The 18,925-nt window shown below is 63.6% G+C and carries 15 protein-coding genes; 14 read left to right on the top strand and 1 reads right to left on the bottom strand.

The genetic code is table 11. The features are described from left to right. The first annotated feature begins 364 nt into the window (after window positions 1-364). The gene (locus tag QEN71_RS44685; protein WP_201652395.1) at window positions 365-1,687 is read left to right on the top strand and encodes a DUF6566 family protein; all 1,323 of its coding nucleotides are present in this window, start codon (window positions 365-367) and stop codon (window positions 1,685-1,687) included. Between the two features lie 141 nt (window positions 1,688-1,828). Here the strand turns inward: QEN71_RS44685 and QEN71_RS21750 are convergent, their stop codons facing one another. Next, the gene (locus QEN71_RS21750; RefSeq protein WP_201652399.1) at window positions 1,829-3,376 is read right to left on the bottom strand and encodes a mannose-1-phosphate guanylyltransferase/mannose-6-phosphate isomerase; all 1,548 of its coding nucleotides are present in this window, start codon (window positions 3,374-3,376) and stop codon (window positions 1,829-1,831) included. Between the two features lie 188 nt (window positions 3,377-3,564). Here QEN71_RS21750 and QEN71_RS21745 point away from each other — a divergent pair, with 188 nt between their 5' ends. The 13 genes from QEN71_RS21745 (at window position 3,565) to QEN71_RS21685 (ending at window position 18,905) form a co-directional block, all read left to right on the top strand. Then, window positions 3,565-3,786, top strand: coding sequence for a hypothetical protein (locus QEN71_RS21745; protein ID WP_201652400.1), 222 nt, complete (start codon window positions 3,565-3,567; stop codon window positions 3,784-3,786). A gap of 203 nt (window positions 3,787-3,989) precedes the next feature. Continuing rightward, window positions 3,990-5,387, top strand: a complete 1,398-nt coding sequence (locus QEN71_RS21740; protein ID WP_201652409.1) for an undecaprenyl-phosphate glucose phosphotransferase — start codon at window positions 3,990-3,992, stop codon at window positions 5,385-5,387. A gap of 79 nt (window positions 5,388-5,466) precedes the next feature. Then, window positions 5,467-6,885, top strand: a complete 1,419-nt coding sequence (locus QEN71_RS21735; RefSeq protein ID WP_201652411.1) for a UDP-glucose dehydrogenase family protein — start codon at window positions 5,467-5,469, stop codon at window positions 6,883-6,885. A 37-nt stretch (window positions 6,886-6,922) separates the two neighbouring features. Next, window positions 6,923-7,399: an arsenate reductase/protein-tyrosine-phosphatase family protein gene (locus QEN71_RS21730; RefSeq protein ID WP_201652413.1), complete on the top strand. Its 477-nt coding sequence runs from the start codon at window positions 6,923-6,925 to the stop codon at window positions 7,397-7,399. Further along, on the top strand, window positions 7,393-8,574 hold the full coding sequence (locus tag QEN71_RS21725) for a polysaccharide biosynthesis/export family protein (RefSeq protein WP_201652415.1): 1,182 nt from the start codon (window positions 7,393-7,395) through the stop codon (window positions 8,572-8,574). The genes QEN71_RS21730 and QEN71_RS21725 overlap by 7 nt, the downstream gene beginning before the upstream one ends. Before the next feature lie 188 nt (window positions 8,575-8,762). Further along, entirely contained in the window at window positions 8,763-10,955 is a 2,193-nt protein-coding gene (locus QEN71_RS21720; protein WP_201652450.1) for a polysaccharide biosynthesis tyrosine autokinase, read from the top strand. Window positions 10,956-10,995: 40 nt separating this feature from the next. Further along, entirely contained in the window at window positions 10,996-11,946 is a 951-nt protein-coding gene (locus QEN71_RS21715; RefSeq protein ID WP_201652417.1) for a glycosyltransferase family 2 protein, read from the top strand. Beyond that, window positions 11,943-13,100 carry a glycosyltransferase gene (locus tag QEN71_RS21710; protein WP_201652419.1) on the top strand — a complete coding sequence of 386 codons (1,158 nt, stop codon included), beginning with the start codon at window positions 11,943-11,945 and terminating at the stop codon, window positions 13,098-13,100. Before QEN71_RS21715 ends, QEN71_RS21710 begins: the two co-directional genes overlap by 4 nt. Window positions 13,101-13,103: 3 nt before the next feature. Next, window positions 13,104-14,564, top strand: a complete 1,461-nt coding sequence (locus QEN71_RS21705; RefSeq protein WP_201652422.1) for a glucose-6-phosphate isomerase — start codon at window positions 13,104-13,106, stop codon at window positions 14,562-14,564. Further along, complete coding sequence (locus QEN71_RS21700) at window positions 14,565-15,800, top strand: glycosyltransferase family 4 protein (protein WP_201652424.1); 1,236 nt, start codon at window positions 14,565-14,567, stop codon at window positions 15,798-15,800. Window positions 15,801-15,831: 31 nt separating this feature from the next. After that, complete coding sequence (locus QEN71_RS21695) at window positions 15,832-16,992, top strand: glycosyltransferase family 4 protein (RefSeq protein WP_201652426.1); 1,161 nt, start codon at window positions 15,832-15,834, stop codon at window positions 16,990-16,992. Between the two features lie 231 nt (window positions 16,993-17,223). Beyond that, on the top strand, window positions 17,224-17,541 hold the full coding sequence (locus tag QEN71_RS21690; protein WP_233471946.1) for a helix-turn-helix domain-containing protein: 318 nt from the start codon (window positions 17,224-17,226) through the stop codon (window positions 17,539-17,541). Further along, entirely contained in the window at window positions 17,541-18,905 is a 1,365-nt protein-coding gene (locus QEN71_RS21685; protein WP_201652428.1) for a HipA domain-containing protein, read from the top strand. The genes QEN71_RS21690 and QEN71_RS21685 overlap by 1 nt, the downstream gene beginning before the upstream one ends. Window positions 18,906-18,925: the final 20 nt, after the last annotated feature.

Genomic DNA, 18,925 nt, shown 5'->3' with positions numbered 1-18,925 from the left:
ATGCGTTGTCTCGCGCCGTTCGTGCGGTATGCAAAGCGTTGCAACCGGCGTCAGTTCTGTGACATTCGCGAACTAAACGACGCAGCAAAAAGGACAAGATTGTTTCTATCCGTAACACTTGTCTCAGTCATATTCAGACAAACCCTGGCGATGGTATGCTTCGTGCACAAATTCTCCCATGCACGAGTGAGACCACGTTTTGTGCGTCGTCCCGGTGAAATGTCGCACTATCGATGTGCGCTTTCTCAATCCCGGCGCAAGAACGTATAAGCATATTGTGCAACCGCGGACCCGACACGAACCGCCAAAATGAAGTTCGTGAGAGCCCAAAGCCGCAGCCAGGCCAGGCTGCGTGGAGAACAACATGTTTTTCGATGAGCTAAGCAATGACGAATGGGCGCAAATTTCCGCGCTCGTTTCCGACGAGCCAGCCGTCCGCCTGAACCGACGCGGACGGCCCCGCGCCGAACCCCGTATCGTGGCCAATGCCGTTCTGTGGATCCTGACTACTGGCGAGCCGTGGTCGAAGCTTCCCGGTCGCTATCCGTCAGGCCCTACGTGCCGGCGCCGCTTCGAGGAGTGGCAAGCCGACGGCACGCTGGCCGAAGTGATCCGTCTGTTGACGCAGAATGGGCGCGCGTTCGCCTATATCCCGGAGCCGACGCCGCCCGCTGCGCCGAAGCCGGCGCCCGTGGTCGAAGCACCGAAGCCGCGCGATGAACTCGCGCGCGGCGTGTTCTGGAAGAGTCCGGAAACGTGGCAATCGTCCGTTCAGGAACCGAGCGTGACGAGCGGCTGGCGTGCGCTCGCGCCGATGGCCGACATCACGCGCCAGCTCGCCGGTTCGGCGGCTGTCGAGACGGGCTTCGTCGACGCGTCGCGTGCGAACGGTGATTCTGCTGCTGTCGTCTTCGACGACGCGCAGCGGATCGACATGCAAGCCAGCGTGCAAACGGAAACGCAAACGGAAACGCAAATGGACATGCAGGTACACATGCAAAAGGACCTGCAAGCCTTTGCCGCCGACACCGCGCTCGTGCCCATGATGGTGCCCGCGATCTTGCCGAGCGAACTGCACGACGAGCAGACATCCGATGAAGACGCGTCCGCCGACGATGCACCCGGCAGCCCGCACACGCCGTTGTGGATGAGCCTCACGGCGCCGCGCGGCCTGCAGGTCGCCGACCGTCTGGGCTACGTGATCTATGTCGCGGCAGAGCAGGTGCCCAACGGCAAGTTCCGCGCGTGGGCCGAGATCATGAAGGACGGCAAGCGCGTCGAGCGCTCGGGCCTGATCGGTCCGCGTTTCAGCGATGCCGATGCGGCACATCGCTTCGCGCTCGATTGGGCGCGTCAGTGGATCGATCGCGAATGCCTTACGCATGAAGCGGGCGCAGGTCTGCACGGCGGCAGCTTCGCGAGCCAGAAGGCGAGTGCGAGCGTGCATGCGGGCATGCACGCGCCGAAGGTCGCCGTGCGGCCCGTCACGCGCGCGATGCCGGAACTCACGCCGACGCCGGCACTCGCCGCGGCGAACGTGACGCCCGCTGCATCAGGCAATCCGCATCTGCCGCAGCATCTGAATCCGCGTCTGATGCCGCTGCGCCGCTATCCGTCCGACGCCGTCAACGACAAGACGGGCGAACGTTATCCGTCGCTCTCGAAGCTGATTTCCCACGCGGGATGATGACGGTGGCGTGAGCACGCCATCGTTTGATTCCGGGCTGGAACCGGTTCTTGAAGCCGGGCCCGTCGTTCAGGCATCGACATTCCACTCTGACAACATGCAAAAGCGGTGACGGGCATCAACCCGTCACCGCGCTTTGCATTACTGTCGTCCGTAGGTGTCGTCGAAACGCACGATGTCGTCTTCGCCGAGATACGAGCCGGATTGCACCTCGATGATTTCGAGCGGCATCTTGCCCGGATTTTCCAGGCGATGCTTGATGCCGAGCGGGATATACGCCGATTCGTTTTCGGACACGATGAAGCGCTCTTCACCACGCGTGACGAGCGCCGTGCCGCGCACGACGATCCAGTGTTCCGCGCGATGGTGGTGCATCTGCAGCGACAGCTGTGCGCCCGGCTTCACGACGATGCGTTTCACCTGAAAGCGCTCGCCCATGTCGACGGAATCGTAATGGCCCCACGGGCGGTGCACCTTGCGATGGTTCACGGCCTCCGTGCCTTGCTTCTCGCGGATCCGGCCAACCACTTTCTTCACGTCCTGCACGCGGTTCTTGTCGGCGACGAGAATCGCATCATCGGTTTCGACGACGACGAGATCCTGCGTGCCGACGCAGGCAATCAGGCGTCCTTCCGAATGCGCGAACGTCGAGGCCGCGCCTTCGAACATCACGTTGCCGCGGCCGACGTTATCGTCGCCGTCTTTCGGCAGAATGTCCCAGATCGCGTCCCACGAACCGACATCGGACCAGCCTGCATTGAGCGGCACGACGACGCCCGAGCACACCGACGTGTCGTTGCCGAGCTGCTCCATCACCGCGTAATCGATCGAATTCTTCGGACATGCATCGAACGCGTCGCGCTGTACGCGGAAGAAGTCGCCGTCGGTCTTGCCTTGCGCATGCGCGGCTTCGCAGGCTTCGTAAATCGCGGGCTGGAAATGACGCACGGCCTTGAGCCACGTTGACGCACGCAGAATGAAAATGCCGCTGTTCCACCAGTACTCTTTCGACTCGACATAGTGTTGCGCGAGTTCCAGATGCGGCTTTTCGACGAAGCGGTCGAGCTGATGCGCGACGATCGCGCGATCGTCCGATGCGTTGTTCGCTGTATCCGCTGCAACCGCTGCAACCGCTGCACCGATGCGGATATAGCCGTAGCCCGTTTCGGCGCGCGCCGGCACGATGCCCATCGTCACGATATGGCCGTTCGCCGCGTGCCGCACGCCCGTGGCGACGGCGGCATGAAAACCTTCGCTGTCGGTGACGGCGTGATCGGCGGGCATCACGACCATGATGCCGTCTTCGTCGAGCGCAAGCACGGAGAGGGCGGCGATCGTCAGCGCGGGCGCCGTGTCGCGCGCGCACGGTTCGAGAATCAGGCGGCTTTGCACGCCGCTCACGCGCAGCTGTTCGGCCGTCGTGAAGCGATGGTCTTCATTGCAGACGACAACCAGCTGTTCGGCAACGGGATAGCCGGCATCGAGTCCGTCGAGCCGATGGGTCGTCGATTGCAGCAGCGAGTCTTCGCCGAGCAGGCCGATCAGCTGCTTCGGATGCTGTTCGCGCGACATCGGCCAAAGACGCGTGCCTGAGCCGCCGGCCAGGATCACGGGATGAACCTTCAGCTTGACGTTGAGCCGGGATGAATTCGCCGGTCGATTCTCGACGGCGGACGCCGTAGCAGTCATGGTGATAACTCCTCGAAGCGGGATGAATGCTTCCGTTTTTATCACGTCGTAATGCGTCAATAAATTGGCATTGAATTTCTATCGAATAATTACGATAGAAAATGGCTGTCCGGTATCGATGATTAATTTCGCAATGTTTTAAAAAGCGAAAATAAATCAGTTAAAAATTGACATGACACAATCGGTCGATGCGCAAACAGAACGATAACGGACGCGCACATGAGGCCATCTGGCACCGCGAGCGGAATATTACGCCGCAAGAGAAGGAAAGACGGCGCATAACGCAGAACGATCCCGTGAAATCCGGCAAAAGTTACCGAATTAAAGCAGAAAAAATCCGGGAAATCGTGCCGATACATTTTGAGATTTTTTGCGGCCTTGTCGGCGGAATTTTAATACCGCTTTATTGAGGCTTGTAGAAGGGTATTCACCCATCGGCGTGAGTAGGGTCAATAAGCGAGTCGATACGCGAATCAATGCGCGACTCAATTCGCGATTCAGTCCGCCGATCCCGATTCGCCGATTCACAGTCGATTGCGATTGCGGCGGCATTCCATTTCACACGGACGCGAAAGAACTTGATGCAACTGACAGACAAGGCGAGGAGCAGCAGATGCTGAGCGTTCTATCGAGAATCATCGACATCGGCATGGTCGCGCTCGGCGCGCTGATCGCGGCGGCTGTGCATGCGGGCGGCTTCGTGTGGCTCGACGACATGCAAAGCGTGTCGCTCGCGTTCGACTGCCTGCTCGTGATCCTGTTCTTTCCGGCGCTCGGTGTGTATCAGTCGTGGCGCGGCAAGCCGCTGTACGACCTGCTGTGGCGCGTGACGATGGGCTGGATGATGGTCGAGGTGACGGGCATCCTGATGAGCTTCAGCCTGCATCGCGCGGACATGCTGTCGCGTCTGTGGCTCGCATATTGGGCCGTCGCCACCATCGTGCTGCTGATCGTCACGAAAGCGGGCGTGCATGCCGTGTTGCGCGGGCTGCGCCGCGAGGGTTTCAATCAGAAGAAGGTGGCGATCGTCGGCGGTGCGCCGTACGGCAAGTTTCTGATCGAGCAGATGCGCAGCCGTCCCGAAGCGGGCTTCAGCCCTGTGATCGTGTACGACGAGGACGATACGCGCAGCCACTACGAAGACACCGACGAAGCGCAAGCGATCGAAGGCGTGCCCGTGCACCGCGATTACGCGGCGATGATCGACGAAATGCGTCGTCGCTCGGTGCGCGAGCTGTGGATGGCGCTGCCGATGTCGAAGGAAAAGATCATCCATCGCTTCGTGATGGAGTTCCGCAACGACTTCGTGAATATCCGCTTCATTCCGGATGTGCGCAGCCTGACGCTGTTCAGCCAGCCGATGGTCGATCTGCTCGGCGTGCCCGCGATCAACCTCGCCGCGTCGCCGATCACCGATCTGCGCGTGCTGCCCAAGCGCGTGTTCGACCGCCTGTTCGCGCTCGCCGCGCTGACGATGCTCGCGCCCGTGATGCTCGCGATTGCCGCGGCCGTGAAGCTGTCGTCGCCGGGGCCTGTGTTTTTTCGTCAGCGACGCAAGGGCATCGACGGTCGCGAGTTCGAGATCTTCAAGTTCCGCTCGATGAAGGTCCACAAGGAAGAGGTGGGCCGGATCACGCAGGCCACGCGCCGCGATCCGCGCATCACGCCCGTCGGCGCATTTCTGCGCCGCACGAGTCTCGACGAGCTGCCGCAATTCATCAACGTGCTGCGCGGCGAGATGTCGGTGGTCGGCCCGCGTCCGCATGCGCTCGAACACGACGACATCTACAAGGATCTGGTGAAGGGCTACATGCACCGCTACCGGATCAAGCCCGGCATCACCGGCTGGGCGCAGATCAACGGTTATCGCGGCGAAACCGACCGCATCGAAAAGATGATGGGCCGCGTGAAGCTCGATCTGTACTACATGCAGCACTGGAGCTTCTGGCTCGATCTGAAGATCGTCGGCCTGACGTTCTGGAAGGGCTTCGTCGGCAGCAACGCGTACTGAACGCTGCGCGCCACCTACATAGCAGAGGAACGCCACGCGTTCCGCATTCACTGAACCATTCAATCTCGAGGTGTAATTCATGAACCTGACGATCGTTGGAACCGGATACGTAGGCCTCGTGACGGGCGCCTGTCTGGCAGACATCGGACACGACGTATTCTGCCTCGACGTCGATCAGCGCAAGATCGACGTGCTGAACAATGGCGGCGTCCCCATCCACGAGCCGGGTCTGCTCGACGTCATCGCGCGCAATCGCAAGGCAGGGCGCCTCAAGTTTTCGACGGATGTCGAAGCGGCCGTTGCGCACGGCGATATCCAGTTCATCGCTGTCGGCACGCCGCCCGATGAAGACGGTTCCGCCGATCTGCAATACGTGCTCGCCGCCGCGCGCAACATCGGCCGCCATATGAAGGGCTTCAAGGTGATCGTCGACAAGTCGACGGTGCCCGTCGGCACGGCTCGCCGCGTCGCGCAGGCTGTGCAGGAAGAACTCGACAAACGCGATCTGCAGCAGATGTTCTCGGTCGTGTCGAACCCCGAGTTCCTGAAAGAAGGCGCAGCCGTCGAAGACTTCACGCGCCCCGACCGCATCATCCTCGGTTGCGACGACGACGTGCCCGGCGAAAAGGCGCGCGAGCTGATGAAGCGTCTCTATGCGCCGTTCAACCGCAATCGCGAACGCACGCTGTACATGGACGTGCGTTCCGCCGAATTCACGAAGTACGCGGCCAACGCGATGCTCGCAACGCGCATCTCGTTCATGAACGATCTCGCGAATCTCGCGGACCGTGTCGGCGCCGACATCGAAGCCGTGCGGCGCGGCATGGGTTCCGATCCGCGCATTGGCTACGACTTCCTGTATGCGGGCTGCGGTTATGGCGGCTCGTGTTTCCCGAAGGACGTGCAGGCGCTGATCCGCACGGGCAGCGAAATGGGCCATGGTCTGCGCATTCTCGAAGCCGTCGAAGCCGTCAACGAATCGCAGAAGAAGGTGCTCGCACAGAAGATCGTCGCGCAGATGGGCGAGGACCTGTCGGACCGCACGTTCGCGGTCTGGGGTCTCGCGTTCAAGCCGAACACCGACGACATGCGCGAAGCACCGAGCCGCGCGCTGATCGCCGAACTGCTGTCGCGCGGCGCGAAAGTCGTGGCCTACGACCCCGTCGCGATCGACGAATCGAAGCGCGTGTTCGCGCTCGACCTGCAAGGCAAGCCGCAGCAGCTCGCGCGTCTGACTTTCGCCGATGAAGAAATGCAGGCGGCCGAGCAAGCCGACGCGCTCGTGATCCTCACCGAATGGAAGGTCTTCAAGAGCCCGGACTTCGACAGCCTCAAGACGCTGCTGAAAACGCCTGTGATTTTCGACGGCCGCAACCTGTACGAGCCGGAAGCGATGCGCGAACTCGGTATCGAGTATCACGCGATCGGCCGTCAGGCTGCGCAGCCGCAAGGCGCATCGCAAGCGGCCGCTGCGTCGCTGGCTGCCGCCGCGCTGTAACGCTGCAATAACGCATCGACCTGACCGGAGGCCGCCCATGTTCGCCAACGTCCTGATCGTCTGTCACGCCAACGTGTGCCGCTCGCCTGCCGCCGAGTGGCTGTTCAGGTCGCGACAGCAGGAGCGTGGCGCGCAGCCCATCGCATTCCGCTCGGCGGGTCTGCGCGCGATCGACGGACATGGGATGGACCCGGTGATGCGGCGTCTGCTCGAAGAACGCGGCGTCGACGGCGGCACGGTCGGCACGCATCGCTCGCGGCGGCTCGATCGCCAGAGCGTGCGCGCCGCCGATCTGATCCTCGTCACCGAACAGCGGCAAGTGAAAGACGTGGAAGCCCTCGAACCCACGTCGCGCGGCAAGGTGTATTCGCTCGGCAACTGGAGCAAGTCGGACAGACAGGGCAACGGCGGCGCCGATGTCGTCGATCCGCACGGACGCGACGAAGCCGTGTATCGCGACAGCCTCGCGCACATCGAACACCTCGTCATGGGATGGCTGGACAAAATATGTTGAAACGACACATCACGATATCTCTTGTGCTGACGACTTTTCTGTCGGCATGCGCGACCGCGCCGGGGAATTACCTCGATACGTCGCGCCTGAAGGAAGACCAGCAGAACAAACCGGCGGAGACGTACCCCGTCAAACTGATCGACGCCTCGGTGATCCGGCAGCAACAGGCGCAGACGGCCGATGCGATCGCGCATCAGGTGCTGCCGCCGCCGGGCCCGTTCGCCGATCCGACGCAGTACGTGTACCGCGTCGCGCCGCAGGACATTCTCGGCATCACCGTGTGGGACCACCCCGAACTGACGACGCCGAACGGCAGCACGCTCTCGTCGGGCGGCAACACGACGCAGACGCTCGGCGGCGCATTGCAGCAGCCATACACCCAGGCATTGCCCGGTCAGGCCGATCCCTACGGGCAGACGGTCGCGCCCGACGGCACGATCTATTTCCCGTTCGTCGGCCGCATTCGTGCGTCGGGACGCACGACGGCGCAGCTCCGCGACGAGCTGTCGAAAAAGCTCATCCCGTACATCCGCGATCCGCAGGTCGATGTGCGCGTGCTGTCGTACCGCAGCCAGAAGGTGCAGGTGACGGGCGACGTGAAGACGCCTGGCCCGCTCGCGCTGTCCGACGTGCCGCTGACGCTCGTCGACGCGATCACGCGCTCGGGCGGTTCGACGGATAACGCCGATCTGCAACGCGTGCGTCTCACGCGCAAGGGCAAGCTCTATGTGCTCGACGCGAACCGCATGCTCGACAAGGGCGATGCCACGCAGAACGTGATGCTCGAACCGGGCGACATCGTCAACGTGCCGGATCGCAGCGACACGCGGATCTTCGTGATGGGCGAAGTGAAGACGCCGATCCCCGTTCCGATGAACAAGGGCGAACTGACGATCGCCGATGCGCTCACGCAGGCGGGCGGCATTCTCGACACCGACGCGAACCCGCGCCAGATCTACGTGATGCGCGGCATGAAAGAGAAGCCGACCACGCCCGACGTGTATCGCCTCGACATGACGCAGCCCGACGCAATCATGCTGTCGTCGCAATTCGAGTTGCAGCCGATGGATGTGGTGTACGTCGGCACGGCCGCTTCGACGACGTTCAACCGTGTGCTGCAGCAGGTGCTGCCGACGGTGCAGACGCTGTTCTATCTGAAGCAGCTGACGCGTTGATGTCTTTTTCGACGTTTGCATCGACTAGCGGCAGCCGCATTGCCTGAACCGCTGTCCGCATGCCGGCGCTTCGCATCCGAACCTGAACGGATGCAACGCACCGGATGCGGGCGGCGACCCGACCCGGGTCAACCCTGAGCACTCAAGCGAGTATCCAAGTGAGCACTCAAGCCAATCCCCATCTGGCCATGCAGGCCAGAACCGAAGAAGAGGACGTGGTCCTCGGCCAACTGCTGCAGGTGATCATCGACGACATCTGGTGGCTGATCGGCATCGCCGCGACCATCGTCGCGATGGCCGGCTTCTACTGCTATGTCGCGAAGCCCGTCTATTCGGCCGATGCGCACGTGCGTGTGGAAGCGTCGGACAACACGTCGCAGGCGCTCACGCAGACGCAAACGGGCGCGACGATCTCGACGGGACAGAACACGATCCCCACCGACGCCGAGATCGAAATGATCAAGAGCCGCGGCGTCGTCGCGCCCGTGGTTCAGCAGATGAAGCTGAACTTCTCGGTGACGCCGAAGACGATCCCCATTCTCGGCAGCCTCGCCGCGCGCCTCGCGACGCCGGGCCAGCCCGCGAAAGCGTGGCTCGGTCTCGGCTCGTATGCGTGGGGCGGCGAGGTGGCCGAAGTCGATTCGATCGACGTGACGCCCGCACTCGAAGGCAAGAAGCTGATCCTCACCGCAATGGACAACGGCCGCTACACGCTGATGACGCCCGACGGCCAGTTGCTGTTGCGCGGCGAAGCGGGCGAACCCGCGCAGGGCGGCGGCGTGACGATGCTCGTCAACAAGCTGGTCGCGCGTCCGGGCACGCAGTTCACGGTGATGCGGGCGAACGATCTCGACGCGATCGGCGCGTTCCAGTCGGCGATCAACGTGCAGGAGCAGGGCAAGCAGACGGGCGTGATCTCGATCTCGCTCGAAGACCAGAGCCCCGAGCACGCGGCCGCCGTCGCCAATGCGCTCGCGCAGTCGTATCTGCTCGAACACATCCGCACCAAACAGGCCGACGCGAGCCGCATGCTCGACTTCCTGAAGAGCGAAGAGCCGCGCCTGAAGTCCGATCTCGAACGCGCGGAAGCCGCGTTGACGGCGTATCAGAGCAAGAGCGGCTCGATCAACGCGAGCGACGAAGCGAAGGTCTATCTTGAAGGCAGCGTGCAGTACGAGCAGCAGATTTCGTCACTGCGTCTGCAGATTTCGCAGCTCGAACAGCGCTACGGCGACGATCATCCGATGATCAAGGCCGCGCAAGAGCAGATGGCCGAACTGCAGGCACAGCGCACGAAATACGCGGACCGTTTCCGCGATCTGCCCGCCACCGAAGTAAAGGCCGTGCAGTTGCAGCGCGACGCGAAGGTTGCAGAAGACATCTACGTGCTGCTGCTGAACCGCGTGCAGGAACTCTCCGTGCAGAAAGCGGGGACGGGCGGCAACGTGCATATCGTCGACGCGGCGCTGCGTCCCGGTTCGCCCATCAAGCCGAAGAAGGTGCTGATTCTTTCGGCGGCGACGATTCTGGGCCTGATCGTCGGCACGGGTTTCGTGTTCCTGCGCCGAAATATGTTCAAGGGTATCGACGACCCCGAAACCGTCGAGCGCACGTTCCATCTGCCCGTGTACGGTCTCGTGCCGCTGTCGGCGGAACAGGCGCTGCTCGAAAACGCCGCGGTGCGCGGCGGTACACGCCAGCGCGCGGTACTCGCAAACGCGAAGCCGAAGGACGTGTGTATCGAAAGTCTGCGCAGCCTGCGCACGTCGATGCAGTTCACGTTGCAGGACGCGCGCAATCGCATCGTGATGTTCACGGGTCCGCTGCCGGGCGTCGGCAAGAGCTTCCTGACGATCAACCTCGGCGTGCTGCTCGCGCATTCGGGCAAGCGCGTGCTGATGATCGACGGCGACATGCGGCGCGGCGCGCTCGAAAAGCATCTGGGCGGTTCGCCCGACAACGGCCTGTCGGAATTGCTGAGCGGTCAGATTTCGCTCGAAGAAGCGGTGCGCGCGACGGAAATCGACAATCTCGCGTTCATCTCGTGCGGCCGCCGTCCGCCGAATCCTTCCGAACTGCTGATGTCGCCGCGTTTGCCGCAATACCTCGAAGGCCTCGCGAAGCGCTACGACGTGATCCTGATCGACACGCCGCCCGTGCTCGCCGTCACCGACGCCTCGATCATCGGCGGCTATGCGGGCTCGACGTTCTTTGTCGTGCGCTCGGGCATGCATAGCGAAGGCGAGATCGCCGACGCACTGAAGCGTCTGCATTCGTCGGGCGTGCACGTGCAGGGCGCGATCTTCAACGCGATGCCGCCGCGTGCGCGCGGCAACTACGACCGCCACTACGCGGCCGTGCAGGAATACCTGAGCACCTGATGCGCGCAGTGCGCCTTCAATCAGCCACGGAGAGTTCACGATGAAGATAACGGTACTGGTGCCGACGTATCGCCGGCCGAAAGACCTCGCGCGCTGCCTCGCCGCCTTGCAGAAACAGGAACGCGTGCCCGACGAAGTCGTGGTAGTCGCGCGGCCCGACGACGACGCGACGCATGCGTGCCTCGCCGATCCCCTCGTAGTCGGTGCGTTGCCGCTGAACATCGCGCCCGTCGAATTGCCGGGCCAGGTCGCCGCGCTCAACTGCGGGCTGGACGCCGCGACGGGCGACGTGATCGCGATCACCGACGACGACGCCGCGCCGCACGCCGACTGGGTGCGCCGCATCGGCGCGGCGTTCGAAGGCGATGCGCGGCTGGGTGCACTCGGCGGACGCGACTGGGTTCATCAGAAAGGCGGCGTGCTCGACGGCTCGCGCTTTCTGGTCGGCAAGATGATGCGTTCAGGCAAGATCATCGGCAATCACCACCTGGGCGTGGGCGAAGCGCGCGAAGTCGATCTGCTCAAGGGCGCAAACATGAGCTACCGGCGTGACGCGATCCGCGCGATCCGCTTCGACGGCCGTTTGCGCGGCGCGGGCGCGCAGGTTCACAACGACATGGCCTTCAGCATGAGCGTGAAGAACGCGGGCTGGAAGCTCGTCTACGATCCGCGCGTCGCCGTCGATCATTTCCCCGCCGAGCGTTTCGACGACGACCGCCGCGACGCGCAATCGATGACGGCCGTGCGCAACGCCGCGTACAACCTGCATCTGATCCTGCGCGAGCAGTTGCCGCCGGGCCAGCGCGAAGTCGCGTGGTGGTGGTATGCGCTCGTCGGCACGCGGGTTTATCCGGGCGCCGTGCATGCGATGCTCGCGCTGACCTCGAAAGGCGCGCGCACGAAACTCGCGCGCTGGCACGCAGTGCGCACGGGCGCACGCGAAGCGCGCCGCGCGTACGCAGCGCATCGCGGCGCGGGGGTGCACGCATGACGACGAAGGTCCACGTGCATCTGTTTTACGGCGCCGATCCGCGTTTTTATCGCAAGGGCGAGGACATCGGCTGTCTGTACGGCTATCACCATGCCGAGTCCGACGAGTTTCAACTGAGCTACTCGCAGGACACGCCCGAAAGCAAACCCGTGCGCCTCGTGCGACGTGCGTTGAAGACGCTGCTCGGCTTCGATCTGATCCACACGCTGCGCAACCGCGACGAGATGCTGCGCTCGGACGTGATCTGGACGCACACCGAACACGAATGGCTGTCCGCCGCGCTGATGTTGCTGATGAACGGCAAGCGGGAGAATCAACCGCTGCTGATCGCGCAAAGCGTGTGGCTGATCGACAAGTGGCCCAGCTATGGCCTGCTGCGTCGCTGGTTCTATCGCAAGCTGATGGCGCGCGCCGATTTGCTGACCACGCTCGCGCGCGACAACGCCGAACTGTGCCGCGATTACTTCGATCGCGATGCGACGCAGCTTTTCTACGGCCTCAACACGCGCGACTTCCCCGTACAGCCGCCGATGCAATGGCAGCCGGATACGCCGCTGCGCATCGCGGCCATCGGCAACGATCGCGACCGTGACTGGGAAACGCTGATCAAGGCAGTCGGCAACGATCCGCGTTTTGCGGTGCGGCTCGCGACGCGCCGGCGCATTCCGCGTTCGCTGCGCTCGCTGAACGTCGATGTCGCGCCCGCAGCGGGTTTGAAGAAACAGCGCGAACTGTACGACTGGGCCGACGTGATCGTCGTGCCGCTGCGGCCGAACACGCATGCGTCGGGTATCACCGTGATGCTCGAAGCGGCTGCTGTCGGCAAGCCGATGGTCGTGACCAACGTCGGCGGATTGCAGGATTACTTCTCGGCGCGCGCCGCCGCGTATGTGCCGCCGTTCGATACCGACGCGCTGCGCAATGCGCTGCTCGGCCTGATGACGTCGCCGGAAGGGGCGCTGCAACAGGCGCAGGCGGCCGCGACGGAACTCGTCTCGCGCGATCACACGACGCAGCACTACGCGCAGCAGCACGTGAAAATCACGCGCGATCTGCTGCGCCGCCGTGGCCAGACCGCGCAGCAGGGCGCGCGCGAACGCGCAAGCGTTCGTCAGGCTGAAGCCGTGCCGTCGCAAAGCCGGGGAGGGAGGTAAGCGATGTCGTCGATTGCACCAGCCGGAATGGAAGGCACCGCGCGCGTCGCAAAGCGCGAGCGCCGCGACTGGCTGCCGCCCGCGTTGCTGTGGCTCGTCACGGCGATGCTGATCGTCGCGCACCAGGGCACGGTGCTCACGCTCGCGTTCCCGGTGCTGTCGATCGCCGTCGGTTTCTGGCTGTACTTCAAGGCGCCCGCGAAGTACGTCGGGTACATGTGGTGGCTGTGGTTCCTGAGCCCGGAAGTGCGGCGTCTCGCCGACTGGTCGAAGGGCGCGTTCACGCCGACGAGCCTGATCCAGGTCGCGCCGCTCGCCGTCACGATGATCAGCGGGCTCTCGCTGATCCGCTTCTACCCCGTGCTCGCGCAAAGACGCGGTTTGCCGGTCTTGCTGGTGCTGGGCGGGCTCGCCTATGCATTCATGATCGGCGTCGTCTCCAGCGGCCCGCTAGCGGCCCTGTACGACCTCGCGAACTGGGTCTATCCGATCCTGATCGGCTTTCACATCATGGCGCACTCGCGCCAGTACCCGGAATTCCGCGAGACCATCGTCAATACGTTCATCTGGGGCATGCTGCTGATGGGCGGCTACGGTCTCGTGCAGTTTTTCATCATGCCGCAGTGGGACGCGCTATGGATGCTCGGCTCGCAGATGAACTCGCAGGGCGACCCCGTGCCGTTCGGCGTGCGCGTGTTCAGCACGATGAATTCGTCGGGCCCGTTCGCGCTCGCGATGATGGGCGCGATGGTCTACGTGATGGCCGCGAACCATCGCGTGCGCTGGGTGGCGGGCGCGTTCGGCTTCCTGTCGTTCTGTCTGTCGCTGGTGCGCTCGACATGGGGCGGCTGGGTGATCGCGATGCTGATCCAGCTCGTCAAGTCGGACAACAAGGTGCGCATCCGCATCGTCGCGAGCGCGGTGCTGCTGACGGGCCTGTGCGTGCCGCTGCTCGCCGTCGGTCCCGTCGCGGAACGGATGCAGGCGCGCCTCGACACCATCATCAATCTGCACGACGACCAGAGCTACGCCGCGCGCAACGAGTTCTACGCGACCTTCGCGAAGACCGCGTTCACCGACGTGACGGGCGAAGGACTCGGCGCGACGGGCACGTCGACCAAGCTCTCGAACGACGGCGGCCAGCTCGGCCAGTACGGCAACTTCGACAGCGGCGTGATGAACATTCCGTTCGTGCTCGGCTGGCCGGGCACGCTGCTGTACATGTCGGGCGTGATCTGGCTGCTGCTTCGTGCGCTGCGCGCGTCGTTCAGATTGCGCGACGACAAATTCGCGTCGGCGTCGCTGTCGCTCGCACTCTCGATCTTCGCGATGCTCGTGTTCACCAATTCGCTCGTCGGCACGGGCGGCCTGCTGCTCTTCATGGGCGTGTTTTCGATCATTTCCGCGGCGCACTGGCAAAAGCTGAACCGGCGCCGCCAATCATTCTTTCATGGAGGCCACTGATTGAGAGTCGCCATCGTCACGCACGTGGTGCGTCATAACGACGGGCAGGGCCGCGTCAATCACGAGATCGCGCGCGCGGCGCTCGACGAGAACATCGAGGTCACGCTGGTCGCCTCGCATGTCGCGCCCGAACTGCTGCAGCATCCGCTCGTGCGCTGGGTGCCCGTGAAGATCGGCCGCTTCTGGCCGACCAATCTCTTGCGCCAGCAGGTGTTCGCGCTCAAGAGCGCATTGTGGCTGCGCATGCATCGGCGCGAATACGACGTGCTGCACGTGAACGGCTTCATCACGTGGATGCCCGCCGACGTCAACACCGCGCATTTCGTGCATACCGGCTGGTTCAAAAGCAAGTACTACCCGTTCGGTCTCGGCAAAGGGCTGTGGTCCGCGTATCAGTTCGTCTATACGCGCGCCAACGCCGTGCTCGAAGGCTGGGCGTACCGACGCTCGCGTGTGATCACGGCTGTGTCGCAGAAGGTCGCGGCAGAGATCGCGGCGATCGGCCTCACGCCGCGCAACCGGCTCGACGTGATCTACAACGGCGTCGATACGCAGGGCTTCGCGGCGGCGCATGGCGACCGCTCGCGCTTCAAGCTGCCCGAGGACAAGTTCCTGCTGCTGTTCGTCGGCGATCTGCGTACGCCGCGCAAGAACCTCGGCACGGTGCTGAAGGCGCTCACGCATCTGCCCGAACGCGTGCATATCGCGGTGGCGGGTTATCTGCCCGGCAGCCCGTATCCGGAAGAAGCGAAAGCGCTCGGCATCGCGGATCGCGTGCATTTTCTGGGGCTCGTCAAAGAGATGCCCGTGCTGATGCATTCCGTCGATGCGTACGTGTTTCCGTCGCGCTACGAGGCGATGAGCCTGTCGCTGCTCGAAGCGATGGCAGCCAGTCTGCCCGTCGTGACCGCCCATACGGCGGGCGGGGCGGAAATCATCACGCCCGACTGCGGCATCGTGCTCGACGATCCCGACGATCCGAAAGCGCTCGCGCAGGCCGTGGGCCGTCTCGCATCGAACGATGAAGAACGGCTCGCGATGGGCCGCGCGGCCAACGAACTCGCGACGGGCTTCGGCTGGGCGCGCATGGCGCAGCAGTACATCGCGCTGTATCGGCAGATCGCGGGACGGCGCGAAGACCGCCGCCACGCGACCACACTCAACGACAACCACGGTGACAGCGACGCGCTGACGGCGAACGTGCTCGCCGGGCCGCAAGGCGCGGACCGCGCCTGATGCACTGACAACGACAAGGAATGCACACACCATGAACCCACGTTCCATCAAATCGCTGCAGATCGGCATGCACTGGTTTCCCGAGCGCGCGGGCGGTCTCGACCGCATGTACTACTCGCTGATCGGCGCGCTGCCCGGCGCGGGCGTCGAAGTGCGCGGCGTCGTCGCGGGCTCGGAGCGCGTTGCGCACGACACGAACGGTGCGATCAACGGCTTCGGTTCGGCGGCGCAATCGCTGCCGCTGCGCCTGATGGCCGCGCGCCGCGCGCTGCGCCGCGAGATTCGCGAGCAGCGTCCCGACGTGATCTCGTCGCACTTCGCGCTGTACACGTTTCCGGGTCTCGACGTGACGCGCGGCATCCCGCAGGTTTCGCATTTTCAGGGGCCGTGGGCCGACGAGAGCCACGTCGAAGGCGCCGATTCGCTCGGCCAGCGCGCGAAGCGTTATCTCGAGCAGACGGTCTATGCGCGGTCGTCGCGACTGATCGTGCTGTCCGATGCGTTCGGCAAGATTCTCACGTCGCGCTACGGCATTCCCGCCGATCGCGTGCGTGTCGTACCCGGTTGCGTGAACGTCGACCAGTTCAATCTGCCGCTCACGCAGAACGAGGCGCGGCTGCGCCTGCAACTGCCGCTCGGCCGTCCGATCGTGCTGGCCGTGCGGCGTCTCGTGCGGCGCATGGGCCTCGAAGATCTGATCGACGCGGTGAAGGTCGTCAAGCGTCGTCAGCCGGATGTGCTGCTGCTGATCGCGGGCAAGGGCCGCTTGCAGGAAGAGTTGCAGCAGCGTATCGACGATGCGGGTCTCGGCGACAACGTGAAGCTGTTGGGCTTCGTGCCCGACGAGCATCTGGCGTCGCTGTATCGCGCGGCGGATATCAGCGTTGTGCCGACGGTGGCGCTCGAAGGCTTCGGCCTGATCACGGTGGAATCGCTGGCGTCGGGCACGCCCGTGCTGGTGACGCCCGTCGGCGGGTTAGCGGAAGCGGTGTCGGGGCTGTCGCAGGATCTCGTGCTGCCGTCGACGGGTGCGGACGCGATCGCCGATGGTCTGATCAAGGCGTTCGACGGCACGATCAGATTGCCGGATGCGGATGCGTGCCGCGCCTACGCGCGGGCGAACTTCGACAATCCGGTGATCGCGAAGCGCGTCGCGGCTGTGTATCAGGAGGCGATCCAGGCGGCGGCATAAGTAGCCTAAGCTGCGAGGACGAAAGGGGCGGCGTTGGTGCCGCCCTTTGTTTTTTCAGCGATAATTCCGATATTTAAGGAATTATCGAGCTTTGGACGAGCCTTAGAGTCATAATTCCTGAAATGTAAGAACTATTGACATCCGACGCGCCATGTCGCAATAATTCCGATATTCTCGTAACTATCCGTCTGCGTGCGCCGCAGGTGGGTTTATTCCTGGAATTCCGGAACTATGGCCCGCACCTTACCTCGACCGACCGCCGTCAACCCGTTGGCCCGCGACATGGCCGCATTGGGCCTGCTCGTACGCAACCGGCGCGCGCAAAGCGAACTGCGCATCGACGATGCCGCCGACATGCTCGGCGTCTCCAAAGACGTGCTGTCGCGCCTGGAGAACGGCCGCTCGGTCAGTCTCGACAAGGTGTTCAAGGTGCTGGACGGCCTCGGCCTCAACATGCTGGTTTTCACGAACCAGCAGACGAGCGCGGTACTCGATGCCGTCGAACCAGGCGGTCCGGTCGCGTCGAGCAGCACGGCGGAGAAGCCCTGATGGCTCATACCCTCCACGTCACGACTCACGAAGGCGCGGTCGGCCGTCTCGACTTCGAGGCGAAAGAGAGCCTCTATCGTTTCCAGTACCACGGCAACTGGACGTCGCGCCGGCAGGCGTTTCCGCTGTCGCCGCACATTCCGCTGTCGGGCGAAGAGCCCGCGGGCGGCGCCGTGCATCGCTTCATCGCGAATCTGTTGCCGGAGGGGCGGGCGCTCGATGTGGCGTCCGTCGTCTATCAGGTGTCGAAGGACAACACCTATGGGCTCATTCGCATGCTCGGCAAGGAGCCTGTCGGCGCGCTGAGCTTTCTTGCTTCCGACGACGCGGGCCGGCCCGTCGAGCCTGTGAAGCAGGAACAGGGCCCGCCCGCACGCCGCAACATCACGCCCGACGAACTGAGCCAGCGCATCCGCGAGCGTGACGCGATTCCGTTTCCGGTGTGGGACGGCAAAGTGCGGCTGTCGGTGGCGGGCTATCAGGACAAGCTGCAGGTGCTGCTCGAAGGCGAACGCATCGCGCTCGCCGATGGTCCGCTGAGTTCGACGCACATTCTCAAGCCCGAATCGCGCAGTTCCGTCACGCCGTGCATGGTCGCCAACGAGCACTACTGCATGACGCTCGCGACGCGCATGGGCTTGCAGGCTGCGCCCGTCGCGATCCGGCGCCTTCCCGAACCGATCCTGCTGATTCAGCGCTTCGACCGCGCAGTCGTAGTCGATGCGAAGGACGGCGAGTCGGTCGAAGCCGTGCGACGCCGGCATGTGATCGACGGCTGTCAGGCGCTCGACTTGCCCGTGTCGTTCAAATACGAGCGCAATTTCGGCAATACGCAGGACGTACGCAATATCCGCGAAGGTGTGAGCTTCGAGAAGCTGTTTTCATTGCAGCGGCATCTCGACAATCCTGCCGCGGCGCGCACGTTCATGATCCGCTGGGCGCTGTTTCAGCTGCTGATCGGCAACAGCGACGCGCATGGCAAGAACCTGTCGTTCTTCGTGCACGGCGGCGGTCTCGATCCCGCGCCGCTGTACGATCTCGTCTCCGTGAATGCATACGGCGAACAGGTCGAGCAGGACATGGCAATGGGGTATGGCGATGCCTTCAGGCTCGAAGAAATCACGCCGTTCGCGCTCGCAGACTTCGCGCAGCGCACGGGCACGGCGCCACGCTTTCTCGCACGCGAAATGACGCGCATGGCGCAGGCCGCGAAAGCACTCGCGCCTGATCTGGCGAATGCGGACGTGTACATCGGCGACGAGCGCACGCTGGTGCACACCATCGCTTCGTTCATCAACGCGCAGGCCGATCGCCTGTTGCAGTTCGCGCCGATGGTGCCGCAGGTCAGTCGCAAGCTGCTCTAAAAACAAAGGGCGCTTCGAGC

It is taken from the genome of Paraburkholderia sabiae, assembly GCF_030412785.1.
In the GTDB taxonomy this organism is placed as follows: domain Bacteria; phylum Pseudomonadota; class Gammaproteobacteria; order Burkholderiales; family Burkholderiaceae; genus Paraburkholderia; species Paraburkholderia sabiae.
This window is presented reverse-complemented; position numbering and strand designations above follow the sequence as displayed.

What these genes read in the sequence shown, in the direction of transcription:
- QEN71_RS21745 (WP_201652400.1), top strand. Translation starts at nt 3,565, where the DNA reads ATGCGCAAACAGAACGATAACGGACGCGCACATGAGGCCATCTGGCAC.
- QEN71_RS21715 (WP_201652417.1), top strand. Translation starts at nt 10,996, where the DNA reads ATGAAGATAACGGTACTGGTGCCGACGTATCGCCGGCCGAAAGACCTC.
- QEN71_RS21685 (WP_201652428.1), top strand. Translation starts at nt 17,541, where the DNA reads ATGGCTCATACCCTCCACGTCACGACTCACGAAGGCGCGGTCGGCCGT.
- QEN71_RS21695 (WP_201652426.1), top strand. Translation starts at nt 15,832, where the DNA reads ATGAACCCACGTTCCATCAAATCGCTGCAGATCGGCATGCACTGGTTT.
- QEN71_RS21725 (WP_201652415.1), top strand. Translation starts at nt 7,393, where the DNA reads ATGTTGAAACGACACATCACGATATCTCTTGTGCTGACGACTTTTCTG.
- QEN71_RS21730 (WP_201652413.1), top strand. Translation starts at nt 6,923, where the DNA reads ATGTTCGCCAACGTCCTGATCGTCTGTCACGCCAACGTGTGCCGCTCG.
- QEN71_RS21750 (WP_201652399.1), bottom strand. Translation starts at nt 3,376, where the DNA reads ATGACTGCTACGGCGTCCGCCGTCGAGAATCGACCGGCGAATTCATCC.
- QEN71_RS44685 (WP_201652395.1), top strand. Translation starts at nt 365, where the DNA reads ATGTTTTTCGATGAGCTAAGCAATGACGAATGGGCGCAAATTTCCGCG.
- QEN71_RS21710 (WP_201652419.1), top strand. Translation starts at nt 11,943, where the DNA reads ATGACGACGAAGGTCCACGTGCATCTGTTTTACGGCGCCGATCCGCGT.
- QEN71_RS21735 (WP_201652411.1), top strand. Translation starts at nt 5,467, where the DNA reads ATGAACCTGACGATCGTTGGAACCGGATACGTAGGCCTCGTGACGGGC.
- QEN71_RS21690 (WP_233471946.1), top strand. Translation starts at nt 17,224, where the DNA reads ATGGCCCGCACCTTACCTCGACCGACCGCCGTCAACCCGTTGGCCCGC.
- QEN71_RS21740 (WP_201652409.1), top strand. Translation starts at nt 3,990, where the DNA reads ATGCTGAGCGTTCTATCGAGAATCATCGACATCGGCATGGTCGCGCTC.
- QEN71_RS21705 (WP_201652422.1), top strand. Translation starts at nt 13,104, where the DNA reads ATGTCGTCGATTGCACCAGCCGGAATGGAAGGCACCGCGCGCGTCGCA.
- QEN71_RS21720 (WP_201652450.1), top strand. Translation starts at nt 8,763, where the DNA reads ATGCAGGCCAGAACCGAAGAAGAGGACGTGGTCCTCGGCCAACTGCTG.